Below are 17,529 nucleotides of genomic sequence, written 5' to 3'. Positions count from 1 at the left end.
ATTCTGGAGGTCGGCGTCACATGCCTTCGAAACCCCTGATCATTCCGCTCCTGATCCTGGTCTTCGGAGTTCTCGCGTCCTTCCTGGACGTCGAACTCCAGACCGTCGCCGGCTGGCGAGACGAACTCTGGGCCCGTCTGGCGTTGCTTCTCACGATGACCGTGCTCATAGAGCGGTCGACCGAAGTCTATCTGGTCGCCACCGGGCAGAACGGGCCGGATCGATACAGGGTCTCCCAGAGTGATTCTGAGGGAGCCGACGCCTCGCAACCCGCCGCGATCGCGACTCTCATGCTGGGGATCGCGGTTGCGCTCGTGGGCGTGGGGCTGCTCGACGCCGTGGTGGAGTTCAAGTCGGACACGACGCCCGGCTGGTATGCGAGAACCACCTTCAAGGGCGTCGACGTCGTCCTCTCCGGCGGCTTGATGGCGGGCGGCGCGAAACTGTTCCATGGCCTGGCGACGACCATTCAGGGAGGCCTCCTGACGCTGTCGCACAAGGTGGGGCCGACCGCGCGCAGGACGGATCCCCAGAAAGAGGACGAATAGGTTGTGCAGGGGCTTCTGAAGAATGCAGACCTCAGGCTGGAACGCCTCTTGGGCGCGCGTGTCGTGACCCGGCGCAGAGATGAGGATTCGGGTGTTTCCTGTGTGGAGGACAGGGCTGGACCAGGGCTTCAAGGATCTCTCATCGCGCCTTCGCCACCATGAGAAATCCATCAAATCCAATGCGGCATATGGCGTTGCGGAGACTCGCCATTCGGTCTCCTCCAGTCTGGCGGTGCGTCAGGTTTCGGGACGAGCCTCATTCGGCGCCCTCCAGCGGAATCCCGAGGGCGGGCGTTTGAACACCGAGGCTCGCCGAGGCCGGATCTCCGGCGGCTTCACAAATCTTCACATGGCGCTGGAACAGGCGAAAAGCGGCGGCGTCATCTTCTCCTCATCGCGGCGAGGAAGCCGCTCCCATGAGGAGACGTCAAGATGACGCAGGAAGAAACCTCCGCCCAGACCCCCGAAACTCCGGCCCCCAAGCGCTGCAAGCGCCGCCCGCGCAGATTCTGGCTGATCGGCGCCTTCGCCCTTCTGAGCCTCGGCGCGGCGGCGGGCGCCATCGCGGGCGGAGGCCATGGGCGCGACTTCGCAGGCCATGGAATCGAGCGGGCCTTGCGTTCCGTCGACGCTTCCGAGACGCAGCGTTCGGAGATCCGGGCGATCTATGAAGCGACGCGCGGCGATCTTCTGCCGCTGCGCGACGAGATGGGAGCCCGCCGCGCGCAGGTCGACGCCCTGCTGAAAGCCCAGACGCTCGACCGCGCCGCCTTCGAGACGCTGCGTCTGGAGGCTGTGGCCAAGGCAGACGCCGCCTCGGCCCGCGCCCTGACCGGCTTCCTCGACGCGGCGGAGAAGCTGACTCCCGAACAGCGCGCCGAGCTTCTGGAGCGTCGCGCGGGCTTCCGCCACGGCCCCGGACCGGGCGGGAAGTGATCCATGGGGGGCGCCGGAGGCATGGTCCTCCTGCGCCCGGCGGATATGCTATGGTCGCGCGACGAAGCTGAACGGAGGAATCCGCGCATGGCGGAGCGGCTGCTGATCATCGACGACGACGCGCGGCTCTCGGCCATGCTGAAGGATTATCTCTCCTCGGCGGGCTATGAAGTCCGGACGGCCCTGACCGCCGGGGCTGGTCTGACGGATCTGGCCCGCCATCCGCCCGAGGCCGTGATTCTCGACGTGATGCTGCCGGATCTCGACGGGCTGGAGGCTCTGCGCCGCATTCGGGCGGGCTCCGGGGTTCCGGTGCTGATGCTCACCGCGCGCGGCGACGAAGCCGACCGCATCGTCGGGCTGGAGATCGGCGCGGACGACTATCTCCCCAAGCCTTTCAGTCCGCGCGAGCTTCTCGCGCGGCTGCGGGCGGTTCTGCGGCGCCGCTCCGGCCCCGCCAGCCCCGAGATCCTGCGCTTCGGGCGTCTGGAGATCGACAAGGGCTCCCGCGCGGCGCGTCTGGACGGCGCCTCCTGCGACCTCACGGGGCATCAGTTCGACATCCTCGCGGTTCTCGCGGAGAACGCGGGGCGCATCCTCTCGCGCGAGCGGATTCTGGATCTGGTCCGGGGTGGCGGCGAGGTCTTCGACCGCTCCATCGACGTCCATGTCTCCCGCATCCGGGCCGCCATCGAGGAGGATCCGAAACATCCCCGGCGCATCCTCACGCTGCGCGGGGCGGGCTATCTCTTCGCTCGCCGACAGGATGAAGAGAGCTGACTCCATGAGCCTTTTTCTCCGGATCTATCTGTCTTTTCTGGGCGGCGTGGCGGTTCTGGCTCTGGCTGGCGCGGCCGCGGCGGTTCTGGCCTTCCACGGCGGACGCGACGACGACCGCGGTCTTCTGAGCCGCCGCGAGGAGATCGCTGCGGCCATTCTGCCGCCCTCCGGCGATCCCGCCGAGATTCAGGCGCTTCTGCGTCGGCTCGGCGCGGCGACGGGCGCGGAATGGAGCCTGACGGACGCGCAGGGAGATCTGATCGCGGCCTCGGGGCCTCAGGAGAACCAGCGGCGCAAGCCTTTCCTCACCGTCCTGCCGGACGGCTCCGTCCTCGCCGTGCGGCTTGACGGGGGCGTCTTCGGCGGAGGGGCCCCGCCGGGGGGGGCTCTGGCGGTGCTGCTGCTGGCGGCGGGAGGGATCGCGCTGATCGCCCGGCCTCTGGCGCGGCGCCTGACGCGCCGTCTGGAGCGGCTGCGCTCCGGCGTGGAGGCTTGGGGCGCGGGCGATCTCTCGCGGCGCGTTCCGGCCGAGGGTCAGGACGAGATCGCCGCCGTGGCCGCCAGCTTCAACCGCGCCGCCGCTCAGGTGGAGGCGCTCATGGCCTCCAGACGCGCGCTTCTGGCCAACGCCAGCCATGAACTGCGCTCGCCTCTGTCGCGGCTGCGGATGGGGATGGATCTTTACGAGGTCGATCCGAGCCCCGCCCGCCGCGCGGAGATTCTGCGCAATCTCGCGGAGCTGGACGATCTCGTGGAGGAGATCCTGCTCTCCAGCCGTCTGGAGCATGGGGCGGCGGAGCCCTTTCAGCCTCTGGATCTTCTGGCGCTGGTCGCCGAGGAGGCAGCCCGCGAGGGTCTGGAGGCCGAGGGCGACTCCGTCGAGGTCATGGGCGACGCGCGGCTTCTGATCCGCCTGACGCGCAATTTGATCCTCAACGCCGAACGCCATGGGGCGCCGCCCGTCGCCATCTCGGTCCGGAGGCGCGGGAGTTTCGCCGAGCTGGCGGTGCGGGATCACGGCGCCGGAGTTCCGGCCGGAGAGGGAGAGAAAGTCTTCGACCCCTTCCACCGTCCCGGCGGCCATGGCGAGGCGGCCGGAGGCTGGGGGCTCGGGCTGGCGCTCGTCCGGCAGATCGCGGAGCGTCATGGGGGCTCGGTCCGGCATGAGACGCCGCCCGGAGGAGGCGCGCGCTTCATCGTGGAACTACCGTCGGCCTCTGCGTGAGAGAATCCGGGGCGACCTCATGTTTGGTGATCCGCGCAAATGCTTCGACGTGGATCGCGCTATATCGCGCTATGTAGCAGCATCCTATGCTCTGTTATCATTTGATATATTTCTTATGCTGTGGCTTTCCTCGAATTTTGAGGGCGATGGATGGTGACGGATGAGCACTGGGAGTTTCTTGAGCCTTTGGTCCAGGCCTGCCGTCCGCATACGAAACGCCCGGGCCCTCACCTGCGCCGGACGATCTTCGCGATCCTGTGGCGTCATGCGAACGGAGCGAAATGGGGATCCACCCCTGTGGAGCTTGGGCCCTGGTGGATGGCGGCTCAGACCTTCACCCGATGGTCGCTGCTCGTGACTGAAACAAACGTTAACTGACCTAATGCAGGGCGACGGGCTTTTCGACGGCGGCCTTCAGCCCTGCGAGACCATGATCCACATAGGCCTCCATGGCGGCGACGGCGGCGGCGTCGCTGAAGCGCTCTTCGGGCTCGTTGGTGGTGTCGGCGCGGAAGAAGCTCGCCCGCCAGAGGATCTTCACGCCTTCGCCCTCCGCCGAGACGCTCACGGTGTTGGTGTAGAAGCTGACCGGAAGAGCCTCGTGGTTTTCGGCGGAGAGCCGCCAGCGGATGAGCTTGGTCTCGTCGTTCACCACGTCGATTCCATCCGTCAGCGTCTCGCCGCTGGAGAAAGTCGCTTTGCGCCTGGCGCCGGGGATCTCGCCCTCGACGACGGCTTCCTGAACGTCGGGATGCCATTGGGCGATGGCGGCGGGATCGCGCAGGACTTCCCAGACGACCTCCGCCGGAGCCGCGACGGAGAGCTCGCGGGACAGCTGCTGCGGCGTCGGGCCATGGGCCAGGGTGGGGGCCGACAGCAGCCCGAAGACAAGCGCGGCGGCGAGGCGCGTTCTGATCATGAGGAATCTCCTGAAGCGGAAGGGGAGGAACGAAGGCCGGAGGGCGCGAACCAGCCGACCAGCAGAGCGAGCAGCGCCAGAGCGCCGAAGAAGGGCGAAAGATCGAAGGGCGCCGGGATGCGCCGCATTCTTGCTCCAGTCCCTGCGGCTTTGGGGGCGGCGAAAGCGGCGCTCAGGGCCTGAGGCCCTTCCGAAAGGCGGAGGAAAACCAATCCCCGTCCGGCGGCCAGCTCCTGCAGATGATCCGCCCGCAAGGCGGAAAGATGCTCCGCGCCTTCGAGATCCGCCTCTCCGTAAGGATTGTTGCGCGGATGGAATCCGGGGCGGCTTTCGGCGTCGGCGGGCGGCGGCCCGACCCGCGCCGGAGCATGCTGCACGTCATGGGGGCCGTAAAATCCGGCTTCGCGGCCGAGATCGTCGAATTTCGGGATGGGCGAGGGCGTGTCGCCGCCGACGCCGAGGATTACGCCGCCGGGACTCTCGCCCGCGAAGCGGTTCGGGCCGGAATAGGGCAGAGGCGGCGCCTCATGGCCGTCAGTGACGAAGATCAGCCCCGCCTTCAGTTCCTCCGCGCGTTTCAGCGCATGATCGAGGCCTCGGGAGATCATGCTGTCCCCCTCCCAGGCCATGCGCCAGTCCAGAGCCGCCAGAGCGGCGGAGAGCGTGGCGAAATCCGCGCAGACCTCGACGGGCTCGAAGAGCGTCAGGCTGCGGCGCTCTGTGAAGATCGCGAGCCCCACCCGAGTCCCGCAGGGCTGATCCGCGATCCAGAGGCGCAGCGCGGCGTGGGCGGCCTCCAGACGCGAGAGGCCGTTCATGTCGCGGACGTTCATCGATCGGGTGACGTCCACCGTGATCAGGGCGTCGCGCAAGTCGCGCTGAAGCGGCAGGGAGGGCCCAAGGGCCGCCGTCAGGGCGAAGGCCGCCGCCGCCAGAGGCGGCGCGAGCCGCGCGGAGACCGGGCTTCTCACGGCGCCCCCCGAGGCAGGCCGGGCAGATCCGTCCAGAGCCGACGCGGACGGTTTTCGGGATCCTCTTCGCCGTCCTGGCCCTCGCGGGGCAGATCGCGCAGGAGCCTCATGGCGAGGTCGTAATTCACCTTGGCGTCGAGGTTCTCCGGCCAGGCCCGCAAGGCCCGGCGATAGGCGGCCTTGGCCAATTCGACTTCGGGAAAGGCGTCGTCGAGGCTCATGGTCTCGATGGCGGCGAAGGCGAGGCGCATCCGGGCGTTGGCGATGGCGAGGTGATGAGCCGAGAGCAGATCCGGACTCAATCCGCCCAATTGCGGCGTGAGGGTTTCGGCTTCGGCCAGACGGTCGCGCTCGGCGAGGAAAAGCGCGCGGGCGTGCAGGACGCGCAGATCGGCGCCCGCGCGCGGCGCGACGGCGCGTCCGGCGGCGAAGGCGCGGATGTCGCGAGAATCGCGCAGGTCTCCCCAGACTCCGAAGCCGAACCAGACCGCGCCCGCCAGAGCCAGAACCAATCCCGTCGCCGCGACCAGAACCGGCGCCCGACGCCAAAAGCCGCTTCTCATGGCCGGATCTCCGTCGGGGCGGAGCTTCGGGGCGCGTAAGCGCGCTCCAGACGGCGGGCCGCCGCCAGAACTCCGGCCATGAGCGCCGCCAGCCCATAGAAGATCCAGGCGAGATCGCGCCTCGGCAGAGGGCGCAGGGTCAGGATGGGGCGGCTCTCCAAGTCGCCGATGGCCTGAATCGCCTCGTCCACGGCCTCCGGGCTGTCGGCTTCGAAGGCGCGATAGGGAACCCCGAGGCGTTGAAGGAAGATATGCAGATGGCGTTCCGGGCGAAGCTGGGGCGTGTCGGCTTCTCCGGGGCGGGGGATCTCGAAGATCCCCTTGGCGCCCGCCGTACGCAGGTAGAGCCAATAGAGCCGGACGCCGTTGCGTCGCGCGAGGGCCTGCAAAGCCTCTTGGGTCTCTCTGGCGATCACGCCTGCGCCGTCCGAGACCATCACCACCGCACGGGAATCCGGCGCGGCGGCCTCGTCGAACATGTCCATGGCCATGGCCAGCCCTCGCCCGACGTCGGTCTGCGACAGCCCGCGCTCGCCGAGCGCGGCGATGGCGGCGGCTATGGCGCTGCGGCTCTGAGTGAGCGCCAGAACCTGCATGGGCGCGGTGGAGAAGCCCGCCACGCCGATCCGGTCGTCCGGGCGCTTTTCGATGAACTCGAAGAGCAGGCGTCGGGCGGCGGCGGATTTGCTTTCCTCGTCGCCGTTGGGGGCGCGTCCGGCGAAACTGTCGTCCATGCTGAAGGAGCGGTCGATGAGCAGCACGAGATTCGCCCCATGGCCCTGATGCGGGCGCGTTCCCCCGGGCAGATGGGGTTTCGCCAGCCCGAGGATCAAAGCCGTGATTCCGACCACGCCGACCGCCTTCAGCAGCCGATCCGTCCATGGCGCTTCTCCGCCCGTCCGCAGATCGAGCCTCGGGACGGGCGCGGAGGCCAGCCAGCGGCGCAAGAAAGGCGTCAGCGCCAGAGGCAGGGCCAATAAGGCGAGGGGATGGGCGAAGGCGATCATCGGCGCCTCCGCTCCACGGCGGCGAGATCGCGCGCGAGGGCGCGGATTTCGGCAGGATCCCGCCGCGCGGAGCCTTCGCCGAAGAAGGCGGAATCCGAGGCGGCGAAGAATTCGGCGAGGCGCTCCGCCAGAGGCCGGAACTGGGGCGAGCGGTTCAGGAACTCCCCGAGATCCGCCCCGATCAGGCTGCCTCCATAAGCGCCGTCGAGGCCGCGATGCAGAAGGCGGCGCAAGTCGTCGGCTTCGGCCCTGGGGGCGCGGGCCATGAACCGCGCCGCGCGGGTCAGAGGCCGGTCCGCGCGCTTGCGGAAGGGCGGCCAGGCCTGAGTCCAGGCGAGCGCCGCCGCGCAGATCAGAGCCGCCAGAAGCGAGAGCGCGGCGCCGATCCGGTTCGGGCGCGGATCGCTCAGCCGATAGGGCGGATCGGGCTTCATCTCCTCGGGCGAGGTCGGCGCGAGCAGAGGCCGCAACGGCGAGGCCACGAAGGCGAATCCCGGCAGGCGGGCCTGCGTCGCGACGCCTTGCGCGTCGAGGATGCGGATGGGCGAAGGCGGGACTTCGCGGCGGTCGGCCTGCAAGGCGGCGTAGAAATTCAGCCAGCGCAATTCGACCTCGACCCCGCCGGGGATCTCCCGGGGCCGGACGGCGCTCAGCTCCAGCCAATACTCCACCTCTCGGGGGCGCGGCAGAGAAGCCATGTCGAGCCGCGCGCCCTCCGGGAGGAGAATCCGCAGGCGCTGAACCAGTTCGTCGCCCAGAAACCAGCCGTGGGAGGCGGGATTCTCCGCCGTGATCCGCGCCTGAGCCAGAGCGGTCGTCGCCGCGAGGACCAGCGGCAGAGCGAGCAGGAGCCGTTTCATGGCGGCGCCTCCTCCAGAGCGGCGCTCAACTCCCCGATGCTGATCCCGTCGAGGATCTCGACCGGGCGCAGTCCATGGCGCTCGAAGACGCGCTTCAGCGCGGCGCGGCGCTCGGCGGATGTGCGGCTCTGCGCGGCGGCCCAGGTCTTCGTCGTCAGAACGACGCGCCGACGCCCCGTCTCCGGGTCGCGCAGATCGGCCAGCCCGAAGCCTCCCGGAGGGTTCTCCAGCCCGGAATCCCGCAGCCAGATCGGCAGGAGGGGCCGGGGCCGCAGCGCTGAAAGCAATTCGTCAAGCTCCTCCGGCGCATGTTCGAAATCCGAGATCAGCGCCACGAGGATCCGTTCATGCGGCAGGGCCTCGGTCAGCCGCGCGAGCGCCTCCAAGCCCTCGCCTTGCGGCGCGAGGCTCCGCAGCCGCGCGAAGATCTCCTCCGGGGCGTTCAAGCTGCGGCCGGGCGGGATCTCCAGAGCCTTGCGCCCGCCGCATCCGACGTCGAGCGCGAAGAGGTCGCCGCCGCGCCTTGCGGCCTGCGCGAAGCCGGAGGCCAGCAGCGCGGCCAGCTCCTGACGATCCGCCTGCGCGCCCGTCGCCAGAGAGGCCGAGGCGTCGAGCAGCAGATGAAGGGTCAGATCGGTGCGGGTCTCGAAGCGCCGCACGAAGACCTCGCCGAAGGGGTCGGTCAGCGAGCGGCGCAGATCCAGACGCCGGGGATCGGGATGGCGCGCCAGAGGGGCGACATCCGCGAAGATCTCGCCCGCGCCGCGCGCCAGACCGCGATGCCCGCCGGGCCGCGCGCCGGAGATTCTCTGAGCCAGACGCCAGACGAGGGCCTCGAAGAGATGCGGCTGGGCCGTCGTCATGACGCGGGCGCCGGAACGCGCCTGATCGCGGCCTCGATCAGAGCGGGCATGAGGTCGCCGCGGCGGGGCTCATAGGCGGGATGCAGAAAGGTGCGATGCGCCATGACCGGCGCGAAGACCCGCCGCACGTCCTGAGGCAAGACCGCCTCGCGGCCCTGAAGCCAGGCTTCGGCCCGCGCGACCCGCGCCAGAGCCTGCATGCCGCGCGGGCTGACTCCGCCGCGCACCAGATGCGAAACGTCGGCCTCTTCGAGGCTCAGCCCGGCGCCCGCCGGATCGCGCAAAGCCTCGCAAAGCGCGAAGAGATAGGCCTTCAGCGCAGGGCTGACATGGAGGCTCTCCTGAATCCCGCGCGCGAGGGCGTTCAGATCGCGATAGGGAAGGACTCCCTCCGGCAAGGCGCCGACTAAGGCGTCCACATCGTGGAAACGCGTGTCGAAGGCCAGAGCCATGCGGTCTTCGGGCGCGGCGGGGGCGCGGACGGCGATCTCCATGAGGAAGCGGTCGCGGGCGGCGGCTGGCAACTCGAAGGTTTCGTCGCGCTCGATCTGGTTGCGGTCGGCGAAGACCTGAACATGAGGAAAGGCGTAGTCCCGCTGAAAGGCGGAAAGGCTGCGCTCGGCCATCAAGCGCAGCAGGAGGGCGTGGACCTGGGGTCGGGCCCGGTTGATCTCGTTGAAAAAGAACACCGAGAGGTCCTCGCCTCGGGAGAGGATCGGGCCAGGCTCGACGCGAGGACGTCCGTCCGCGCCGAGATGGGCCGTGTAGAGCAGATCGGAGGGCAGCAGATCCACCGCCCCCTCGATGCGGGTGTAAGGGCCGCCGATCACGCGGGCCACGGCCCGCAGGAGCGTGGTCTTGCCGACCCCCACGTCTCCGGCGAGCAACGCATGGCCTCGGCAGAGCGTCGAGAGCAGCACGAGCCGGATCGCCTCGCCCTGTCCGAGGACCGCGCCTCCTAAAGCCTCTTCGGCCTCCTTGAAGCGCGCGCGCCAGTCAGGGCTGAGCTTCGGCTGAACGTCCATGCTTGCATCCCGCCCGCCGCCGGTCATTGCGCGGGGGGCTTGGCGTCGGCGGCGTAGCCCTCGATCTTCGAGACGTCGTACTGGAAGCTGCCGGTCTTCTTGAGGTGCCAGACGCGCCAGGCGTTGCGATGGTCCATCGCGGCCAGAGAGGCGCCCTGTTTGGAGAGCTCGGCGGGATCGTGCTGCGGATCATATTGCGAGCCCTCGATCCGCTCGGGATATCCCGGCTTGGGCTCCCAGCAATTCCCGGCCTCGCGGCAGGTGGTGCCGTCATAGGCGAGGGCGGGGAAGGCGGACAGAGCGAAGGCCAGACCGACGGCCAGCGTCGCGGCGAAGGTTTTCATGGCGGTTTCCTCCAGATGGGTGGTTTTCTTGATTTCGCGTGAGCCGGAGCCGACGCGGAGGGGACAGGGTCGAAAAGATCAGTCGGATGCGGCTTCGCCTTCCTCCTCGTCCTCCTCGGCGGGGATGCTCGCCTTGGCGGGCGTGAAGGAGGTGAATCCGGCGCGTTTCTCCGGGGTGAGCCATGTGGCGTCCTTGGGATCGCCCGTATAGAGATGGCGCGTCCAGGCCATGACGAGCAGCATCTCGTCGAGCGTCAGAGATCCCCACATGGGGCCCATCTGCCCGGTCAGCCCGCCATAGATCGAGGAGAAGAAGCCTTCATCCGTCTCGTTGCCCATGTAGCTCCAGTAGTCGTCGTTCAGGCCCGGACCGATCTTGCCTTCGCCGTAATGGCCATGGCAGCCCGAGCACATCCCGGCGAAAAGCTCTTCTCCGACCGGCAGGAATTCAGGGGTTTCGTTGTAGATGTTTTCGCCCGTATCCAGAAAGACGCGGACGGCTTCGGTGTCCCGGCCTTCCTCCATCGCCCATTCGAAATCGAGGGGCGAGCCGTCCACCATGTTGTAGAGCATCGGCGCCGCGAAGGCGCTGGTGGCGGCGAGGGCCAGACAGAGGGCGGAGATCTTCGTCAGGGATTTCATGTCGGGGACGCCTTGGCTGTTCAGCTCAGCGGGAGGGTGGGCACGCCCTCTTCCTGCAGGATCGCCTCGATGCGCGCCTTGCCCGAGACGAGCGCGGCCTCGATCTTCGGCAGCAGCTCCGGGCGCGCCCTGGAGACGCCGACGGATTGCTCGTAGCGCAGCGGGATGATCAGTCCGTCCGAGCGCTCCAGGTCGTTGGAGATGAGCGTCAGCTTGAGCGGCGTCCGCGAGTCCCGGACATAGCGCGCGCCTTCGGGAGCGAAGATGATCCCGAGATCCGCATTGCCCTGCGCCACCTCGGAGACCACCAGAGAGGCGGGGATCTGGGTGTATTTGTTGCGCCGATCCTCGAAGTTGCTCAGCGAGGAGTGATAGATGAGATTATACTCATAGCGCCCCGTGTATTTCAGGATCGTCTCGGCGGGGGTGTGATAGCGGAGGGCGAAGGTTTCATAGCCTTCCCGATCCACATCCTGCCATTTCTCGCCGTCGAAGCCGCGATCCTCGCGGGAGATGAAGGCGTAGCCGGATTTGTAATAGGGCGTGCTGGTCAGGAGGCGCGGGTCTTCGGAGTCCACGCCGATCAGCGCGTCGCAGAGGCCCTTGTCCACGCCGTCGCGGACCAGATAGATCGCGTCGTTGTCGATCATGACCAGATCGAGCTTCAGACCCGCCTCTTCGGCCAGCACGGCGGCGATCTTGTTTTCGAAGCCCTGTCCGTTGCGTTCGGAATAGGGGGCGTCCCTGGTCGAGGCGCAGACGCGCAGGACGTTGGGATCGGGCGTCTCGGCGACCTCTTCGGCGAGGGCCGGAGCGCCCGCCGCGGCGGCCAGAACCACCGCCGGAATCAAACGGAGAGCGATGCGTTTCATGATGACCTCATGGCGCTGGAGGTGGAGCGATGGGGGCGAGGAGGCCGCTCCGCCGCGCGAGCCTGCGGCTTCGGAGAGGGAGCGGCTCCATCCGGAGCGTCAGAGCTTCTCGGCGGCGCCGATCACTTCATATTCGCCCACGCTCGGGTCCGAGTAGGGGCCTTCGCCGTCCAGCGAGAAGACCATCACGCCGCCGCCCATCTGGGTGTATTCCGCCAGACGCCGGAAGGCGCCCACCGAACCCAGACCCGCGGTCGGATCGGCCAGATCGAAGACCAGCCCCACGCCCGGCCAGCCGCCCACGCCGTAATAGATCGCCACATACTGGCGGCCTTCATGGGTGTAGGTCATCGGATGGCCGATCACCCCGGAGGGGAGCTTGTGCTTCCAGAGCAGTTCCCCGGTGTCGCTGTCCCGGGCCTTGATGAAGCCGTCGAGCGTGCCGTAGAAGGTGAGGCCTCCGGCGGTGGCCATGGTGCCGCCCCAGACCGAGAAGCGTTCCATGACCTCCCATTTCATCTCGCCGGTGATGGCGTTATAGGCCTTCATCTGGCCGAGGCCGAGGTTGTTCTGACGGTCGCCCTTGGGGCCCGGATACATGCTCAGCGTCGCGCCGACGAAGAACTGGCCCGCGCGATAGGGCAGCATGAAGGGCTCCCAATCCATGCAGATGTGGTTGATGCCCAGCATGAAGAGCTTGCGCTCCGGATCGTAGCTGTCGTGGCCCTGGTTGTGATAGCCCATGGCCGAGGGGCAGATGTCGCGGGCCATATGGTCCATGCGGGTGCCGAATTCGGGATCGCGCACGGGCAGGCCGGTGTCGAGCTGGACCTCCTTCACCCAGTTGACGGTGTCGTCCATCTTGTCGGCGGAGACGAGGTCGCCGTTGGTGCGGTCGAGGGTGTAGATGATGCCGTTGCGGTCGGGGTGGGTCAGAAGCTTGCGCATCTTCCCCTCCTTGTCCTCCTGCTCGGAGAGCATCATCACGTTGACGCCCGCATAATCCCATTCGTCGTGGGGCGTCTTCTGATAGGCGAATCTGGCCTGTCCGGTCTGGGCGTCGCGGCCCCAGATGGCCATGGTCCATTTGTTGTCGCCCGGACGCATGGTTTCATTCCAGGGCGCCGGATTGCCCGAGCCGTAATAGAAGAGCTTCTCCGTGGGGTCGTAGGCGTACCAGCCCCAGTTGGTGCCGCCGCCGATCTTCCAGGCGTCGCCCTCCCAGGTGCGCGTGCCGAGGCCGAAGCGCCCGTAATGCGGATTGGCGAGGTTGAAGTCTTCGCCCAGCAGGATCTCTTCGTCGGGTCCGGTGGCGAAGGCCCGCCATTTCTGCTCGCCCGTCTTGACGTCATAGGCGGTGACGTAGCCGCGCACGCCCAGCTCGGCGCCCGAGGAGCCCACCAGCACCAGGTCGTCGATGACGTAGGGCGCGATGGTCAGCGTGGCGCCGACGCGGATGTCGGCGTTCTCCATGGACCAGCGGGTCTCGCCGGTGTCGGCGTCGAGGGCCGCGATATGGCCGTCGAGCTGGGTGCGGAAGATCAGGGCGCCCGACTCGCCGTCGCCCGGCCAATAGGCGAGGCCGCGGTTGACCACGTCGCAACAGGCCACCGTGCGGGCGGTGGGCATCTGGCGCGGCTTGTTCTGCCAGAGGATCTTGCCGGGATCCTTCAGATCCACCGCGAAGACCGTGTTGGGAAAGGGCGAATGGATGTACATCCGGCCGTTCACCACGAGCGGCGTGCCTTCATGGCCGTGGAGCACGCCCGTCGAGAAGGACCAGGCCGGCCGCAGGCGACGAACCGTCTCCTTGTTGACTTCGGTCAGAGTGGAGTAATTCGCGGCGTCGTAGTCGCGGCCGGTCATCACCCAGTTGTCGGTGTTCTTGGCCAGATCGACCAGGGCCTCATTGGCCTTGACGGGCGCCGCCACGAAGGCGAGGACCACGGCGAGCGCCGAAGCCGAAGCCTTCAGGCTGATGCGAGGGGTGTCTCTCATGTCTGGATCGCCTCCCTGGGCGCGCGAGCTTTCCCGGAGCCTTTCCGGACGTTCGCGCAGATCTTTGGTTTGCTCCGCGGCTTTCCGACGCGGCTAACGGAGAGAATAGGAACACCGAAGTCCGGGCTTGTCTTTGGGCGGCCTGGCCTGAGTTTGGCGGGGAAAATTCCCCGACTCTTCCGGGGAGAACTGCTCCCCTTCGCACATGCATTCATACCATTGGGGGAGAGATCGGCGATTGTCGGGGAGGAAAGCCCGGATTTACCCTTTCTCAAGGGCTTCGGCTCATCCGAATCGCTGAGGCGGTCGCAGAGAGGGAGGCGGAGATGCGGTTTTCGACTTGCCTGGAGCCTCGCCGGGCGATGATTTTCGCCGCGCTTCTGGCGGGCCTCTTCGGCTGTTCCGAAGGCGAGGAGGAGATCCCCGGCGCCCGCGCCGCCGCCCAGGCGGAGCACGCCGCCCGGAGCCTCGCCGCCGACGAATGGCTGAATGTGGACGAAGGCGTTCCGCCTGCGCTCTTCCTCGCGCAAGCGACGGGCGCCGACGCGGCGGAGCTGGCGGCGCCTCTGGAGAAGCTCGCCGCCCGTTACCGGGAATCTCCCCGGATGATCGTCAATCGTCTGATCCAGCTTTGGCGGGCCGCGCGCGACGACGATCCCGAGCTGACCCCGCTCCGGCTGATCGAGGACTTCACGCCGGAGGATCGGGATGCGGCCCGCCCTCTGGAGAGCCTCGGACCCGTGGCGCAGCATTATCTCGTGGCGAGGGGGCAGGGCCTTGATCATGAAGCCGCCCTGGCGGCGGCCTTCGGGCGGGCTGAGCCATGAAGCGCGCGCCATGAGGGATGCGCCGCATCTTCCGCCCCCGGAAGCCGCCCTGCGCCCGGACGACCCCCGCCTGGAGCCCAGGGCTCCTGCGCCGCGGCGGATCCGGCTGAAGATCCTGACGCCGGTGGCTGCGGCGGTCGGCGGAGTCCTGATCTGCGTTCTGGTGGCGGCGGCCTTGATCCGCAACGCCCAGACGGCCGTCAGCCAGGAGCTGGACGCCGCCTTCCAGATCGTCCGGGCTCATGCGGTCATGCGGATGCCTCCGCCCTTCAGCAGCCGGGACACGCTCGGCGAGGCGGTCCGGCTCGCCGAAGAGATCGACGCGCAACGCCATGTTTCGGCGGTCCTGCTGAATCCCCAGGGCGTCCGGCTCAGCCGCTCCCCGACCGATGAGGGCTCCGAAGCGCCGCGCTGGTTCCTGCGCCTGCTGGAGCCCGAGATCCAGACCGAAATCTTCGCCGTGACGCATTATCCGAACGTGCTGGGGGCTCTGCGCCTCGCTTCCGATCCGCGCGACGAGATCGAGGAAGTCTGGGAGGATTTCCGCGTCATCCTGCCCCTGCTGGCCTTGACTTCTCTGGCTTTGTCCGGGGGAGCGGTCTTGTTCAACATGTTTCTGCTACGCCGTCTGGACATGGCGGTTCAGGCCGTGGCGCGGATGCGCGGCGGAGACCTCTGCGTCCGGGCGCCCGAAGGCCGGCTGGCCGAACTGGCGGCGCTCTCCGAGGGGGTGAACGCCCTCGCGCGGCGGCTTCAGGAGGGGCGCGCCGAAAACACCGAGCTGCAACGCCGCTTGCTGAGCCTCTCCGAAGGGGAGCGCGCCCGCATCGCTTCGGATCTGCATGACGAGATCGGGCCGCAGATCTTCGGGCTTCAGGCGGCGGCGCGTCAGGCGGCCTTGCTGGCGAAGGGCGATCCTGCGGCCGACCCGCAGCTCGCCGAGGCGCTGGAGGCGGTTTCGCGCCACGCCGAGGCTCTGCGCCGGGGCGTCCGGACGGCGATTTCGGATCTGCGGCCCATGGCGGCGGGCGGCGTCTCGCTCGCGGAGCTGCTGCAGGAGCTGGCCGCCGATTTCGCCGATCTCCATCCGGGCCTGACGATCCGTCTGGAGGTCGATCCCGAGGCCTCGGCGGACGAGCTCCGGGAGATAGCCGTCTATCGTTTCGTGCGGGAGAGCGCGCTGAACGCCCTGCGTCATGGCGGCGCCGGACGCCTCTGGGTCGAGGTCGGGCTTTCGCCGGAGCGCGACGCGATCCTCGCGCGGGTCTCCGACGACGGTCGGGGTCCGTCCTCCGATCCGCCGAGTCCGCATCTGGGGCATCTGGGGATGCGAGACCGCGCTCTGGCGCTGGGGGCCGAATGGTCTCCGCCGCGCCGCGAGGGCGGGCGCACCCTGACCGAATTGAGGACGCCGCGCCCATGAACATCGCCGCCGACCCCGCCGCTTCACGCCGCGTCCTGATCATCGACGACCATCCTGTCGTTGCGGAGGGCTGGGGGCGAATCCTGCGCAGCTCGGCGCCCTGCGAGATCCTGACCGCCGCGACCGCTCTGGAGGGCTGGCGGCTCTGGCGCCATGAGCGGCCGCATATGGTGGTCGTGGATCTGACTCTGGGCGACAACAAGATCGCGGGCATCAAGCTGACGGCTCGCCTGCGCTCGGTGGATTCCACGACGCCCATTCTGGTCTTCACGATGCACCGCAGCGCGGTTTTCGCGATGCGGGCGCTTCAGGTCGGGGCGAACGGGTTCATCCACAAGGATTCTCCGCCTGAGGAGATCTGCGCCGCCTTCGCCGAAGTCGCGCGCGGCGGCTATTACGTCGACAGCCGCCTTGCGAAGCAGATCACGCTGATGAGCGTCCATGGCGCGACCGGCGACGCCCGGCGACGCCTGACCAGCCGCGAGGAGGAGATCCTCAGCATGATCGCGGAGGGATTGACCTATCAGGAGATCGCAGAGCGGGCTTGTCTGAGCTACAAGACCGTGACCAACGTCACCTTGACGCTGAAGGAGAAGCTGGGCGCCAAGAGCCTTGTGGATCTGGTCGTCCGGTCGATCCGCTATTTCGAGGGCGGGCTTTCCTGATGTTCATGTTGTGATCCCTCTATGATTCTCAAAAGTTTGCTCATTTCCAGATTCTTTCATTTACGGTTTTCGAGTTTCTGCTTGTGACTTTTAATGAAGGGGAGCGCGAGAGACGCCATACGCGAGCACATGGTTCCAGCCATGGCTGAGCAACGACGCCAGCAGAAATCTGATCATCAAGGACGGTTGATGGAGGCCCTCAACTCGTGGATTCCGGTTGCGTCCGTCAGGAGGGCGTGAAAGGCGCTTGTTGACTATCTGGCCTCCCGTCAGGTCGAAGGCGAGCGGATGGCCGTCGAGATCGGTCTTGAGGTGGATTTTGGTCGAGAAGCCGCCCCGCGATCGGCCAGGGGCCTGATCTTCCTGCCCCCTTTTGCGCCCACCGCCGAGACATGGGCCCGCACCAGCGTGCTGTCGAACATCTGGACCAGATCCCGAGAGGCGCTCAGGCTCGCCAGACGCTGTCCCGCTTCCCGAACCGTTCCGGCAGAGCCCGCCAGGTGATGTTGTGGACGGCGCAATAGTGCAACGCCTCCAGAAACAACCGGTTGTCGCGGCCCCTGTCTCCTCGCCGAGGCAGCGAGGCGCGAAACACCTCAAGAGCGACAACCCAATCCCCATCGGTCATCCGCGTCGACATCCTCAAACCTCCGGATCCTGAAGTCCCCGAGGACACAAAACATCAGCATCCCTGAACCAATCGGAAATCCATCCACACGGCCTAACACACGAAATTGAGTGCGATGAGGATGAAGTCTCCTTCAATAGGGCCTTGCCCAAGATTTCAAAATCTCAATCGCCTTCGCTGCAAAAGCCCGGCGCAAGCGCGCCAGAAAAACAAGAACGGAGACTTGTATGGCCGCCACTCAGCTTTGGTGGTTCGATGTGCAAAATATATAATCTTTTTCAAAATAGGTAAAAAAGAGAACATGAGATTTAGGGTCTGTTGACGTTCAGGATTTTTCCTGAGCTTTTGAGCCTCCCCATCTTCGTGTGAAGGAGGCGTCCTTGATCCGTCTGTCATTGAACGACGCTCAATGGGCGTTGATAGCGCCGCATTG

The 17,529-nt window shown here is 67.3% G+C and carries 20 protein-coding genes and 2 pseudogenes; 8 read left to right on the top strand and 14 right to left on the bottom strand.

Annotation, left to right across the window (positions count from 1 at the left end; genetic code table 11):
- Positions 1-20 precede the first annotated feature (20 nt).
- The 5 genes and pseudogenes from PHN62_RS14435 to PHN62_RS14415 all read left to right on the top strand — a co-directional run.
- Positions 21-548, top strand: a complete 528-nt coding sequence (locus tag PHN62_RS14435) for a hypothetical protein (protein WP_300151841.1) — start codon at positions 21-23, stop codon at positions 546-548.
- A 432-nt stretch (positions 549-980) separates the two neighbouring features.
- A complete protein-coding gene (locus PHN62_RS14430; protein ID WP_300151839.1) occupies positions 981-1,484 on the top strand; it encodes a periplasmic heavy metal sensor in 504 nt (167 codons plus the stop codon).
- A gap of 87 nt (positions 1,485-1,571) precedes the next feature.
- Positions 1,572-2,264, top strand: coding sequence for a response regulator transcription factor (locus PHN62_RS14425; RefSeq protein ID WP_300151837.1), 693 nt, complete (start codon positions 1,572-1,574; stop codon positions 2,262-2,264).
- A 4-nt stretch (positions 2,265-2,268) separates the two neighbouring features.
- Entirely contained in the window at positions 2,269-3,489 is a 1,221-nt protein-coding gene (locus tag PHN62_RS14420) for an ATP-binding protein (protein WP_300151835.1), read from the top strand.
- Positions 3,490-3,639: 150 nt separating this feature from the next.
- A pseudogene (locus PHN62_RS14415) lies at positions 3,640-3,837 on the top strand (transposase); the annotation flags it as partial.
- A 31-nt stretch (positions 3,838-3,868) separates the two neighbouring features.
- On the opposite strand, the gene PHN62_RS14410 reads toward PHN62_RS14415, so the two are convergent.
- From PHN62_RS14410 to PHN62_RS14360, 11 genes are all read right to left on the bottom strand, one after another.
- Positions 3,869-4,408 carry an SRPBCC family protein gene (locus PHN62_RS14410; RefSeq protein ID WP_300151833.1) on the bottom strand — a complete coding sequence of 180 codons (540 nt, stop codon included), beginning with the start codon at positions 4,406-4,408 and terminating at the stop codon, positions 3,869-3,871.
- Positions 4,405-5,379 (bottom strand): VWA domain-containing protein, encoded by a 975-nt coding sequence (locus PHN62_RS14405; protein ID WP_300151831.1) that lies wholly within the window; start codon positions 5,377-5,379, stop codon positions 4,405-4,407. The genes PHN62_RS14410 and PHN62_RS14405 overlap by 4 nt, the downstream gene beginning before the upstream one ends.
- On the bottom strand, positions 5,376-5,942 hold the full coding sequence (locus PHN62_RS14400) for a hypothetical protein (protein ID WP_300151829.1): 567 nt from the start codon (positions 5,940-5,942) through the stop codon (positions 5,376-5,378). Before PHN62_RS14400 ends, PHN62_RS14405 begins: the two co-directional genes overlap by 4 nt.
- Positions 5,939-6,949, bottom strand: coding sequence for a vWA domain-containing protein (locus PHN62_RS14395; protein WP_300151826.1), 1,011 nt, complete (start codon positions 6,947-6,949; stop codon positions 5,939-5,941). Before PHN62_RS14395 ends, PHN62_RS14400 begins: the two co-directional genes overlap by 4 nt.
- The gene (locus PHN62_RS14390) at positions 6,946-7,809 is read right to left on the bottom strand and encodes a nonribosomal peptide synthetase MxaA (protein WP_300151824.1); all 864 of its coding nucleotides are present in this window, start codon (positions 7,807-7,809) and stop codon (positions 6,946-6,948) included. Before PHN62_RS14390 ends, PHN62_RS14395 begins: the two co-directional genes overlap by 4 nt.
- Entirely contained in the window at positions 7,806-8,672 is an 867-nt protein-coding gene (locus PHN62_RS14385; protein ID WP_300151822.1) for a hypothetical protein, read from the bottom strand. The genes PHN62_RS14390 and PHN62_RS14385 overlap by 4 nt, the downstream gene beginning before the upstream one ends.
- Positions 8,669-9,697: a MoxR family ATPase gene (locus PHN62_RS14380; RefSeq protein ID WP_300151820.1), complete on the bottom strand. Its 1,029-nt coding sequence runs from the start codon at positions 9,695-9,697 to the stop codon at positions 8,669-8,671. The genes PHN62_RS14385 and PHN62_RS14380 overlap by 4 nt, the downstream gene beginning before the upstream one ends.
- 23 nt (positions 9,698-9,720) lie before the next feature.
- Positions 9,721-10,041 (bottom strand): methanol dehydrogenase [cytochrome c] subunit, encoded by a 321-nt coding sequence (locus tag PHN62_RS14375; RefSeq protein ID WP_300151818.1) that lies wholly within the window; start codon positions 10,039-10,041, stop codon positions 9,721-9,723.
- Between the two features lie 78 nt (positions 10,042-10,119).
- Positions 10,120-10,683: a cytochrome c(L), periplasmic gene (gene moxG, locus PHN62_RS14370; protein ID WP_300151816.1), complete on the bottom strand. Its 564-nt coding sequence runs from the start codon at positions 10,681-10,683 to the stop codon at positions 10,120-10,122.
- A 20-nt stretch (positions 10,684-10,703) separates the two neighbouring features.
- Positions 10,704-11,555: a methanol oxidation system protein MoxJ gene (gene moxJ / locus PHN62_RS14365; protein ID WP_300151814.1), complete on the bottom strand. Its 852-nt coding sequence runs from the start codon at positions 11,553-11,555 to the stop codon at positions 10,704-10,706.
- Between the two features lie 99 nt (positions 11,556-11,654).
- Entirely contained in the window at positions 11,655-13,553 is a 1,899-nt protein-coding gene (locus tag PHN62_RS14360; RefSeq protein ID WP_300151812.1) for a methanol/ethanol family PQQ-dependent dehydrogenase, read from the bottom strand.
- Between the two features lie 326 nt (positions 13,554-13,879).
- Between PHN62_RS14360 and PHN62_RS14355 the strand changes: the two genes are divergently transcribed.
- The 3 genes from PHN62_RS14355 to PHN62_RS14345 are packed head-to-tail and all read left to right on the top strand — an operon-like array spanning position 13,880 to position 16,468.
- Positions 13,880-14,380 (top strand): protein moxZ, encoded by a 501-nt coding sequence (locus PHN62_RS14355; RefSeq protein ID WP_300151810.1) that lies wholly within the window; start codon positions 13,880-13,882, stop codon positions 14,378-14,380.
- A complete protein-coding gene (locus PHN62_RS14350; protein ID WP_300151880.1) occupies positions 14,337-15,803 on the top strand; it encodes a LapD/MoxY N-terminal periplasmic domain-containing protein in 1,467 nt (488 codons plus the stop codon). The genes PHN62_RS14355 and PHN62_RS14350 overlap by 44 nt, the downstream gene beginning before the upstream one ends.
- Positions 15,800-16,468 (top strand): response regulator transcription factor, encoded by a 669-nt coding sequence (locus tag PHN62_RS14345; protein ID WP_300151808.1) that lies wholly within the window; start codon positions 15,800-15,802, stop codon positions 16,466-16,468. Before PHN62_RS14350 ends, PHN62_RS14345 begins: the two co-directional genes overlap by 4 nt.
- Positions 16,469-16,726: 258 nt before the next feature.
- On the opposite strand, the pseudogene PHN62_RS14340 reads toward PHN62_RS14345, so the two are convergent.
- The 3 genes and pseudogenes from PHN62_RS14340 to PHN62_RS14335 all read right to left on the bottom strand — a co-directional run.
- Positions 16,727-16,890: pseudogene (locus tag PHN62_RS14340) on the bottom strand (IS5/IS1182 family transposase); the annotation flags it as partial.
- 23 nt (positions 16,891-16,913) lie between these two features.
- Positions 16,914-17,096: a transposase gene (locus tag PHN62_RS17455; RefSeq protein WP_367187038.1), complete on the bottom strand. Its 183-nt coding sequence runs from the start codon at positions 17,094-17,096 to the stop codon at positions 16,914-16,916.
- Positions 17,097-17,252: 156 nt separating this feature from the next.
- On the bottom strand, positions 17,253-17,529 hold a 277-nt coding region (locus PHN62_RS14335), incomplete at its 5' end, for a hypothetical protein (protein WP_300151806.1).

Origin of the sequence: Neomegalonema sp. (assembly GCF_028688855.1) — a bacterium.
GTDB lineage: Bacteria > Pseudomonadota > Alphaproteobacteria > Rhodobacterales > Rhodobacteraceae > Neomegalonema.
Note: the sequence above shows the minus strand (reverse complement) of the source record. Positions and strands in the feature narration are given on the sequence as shown.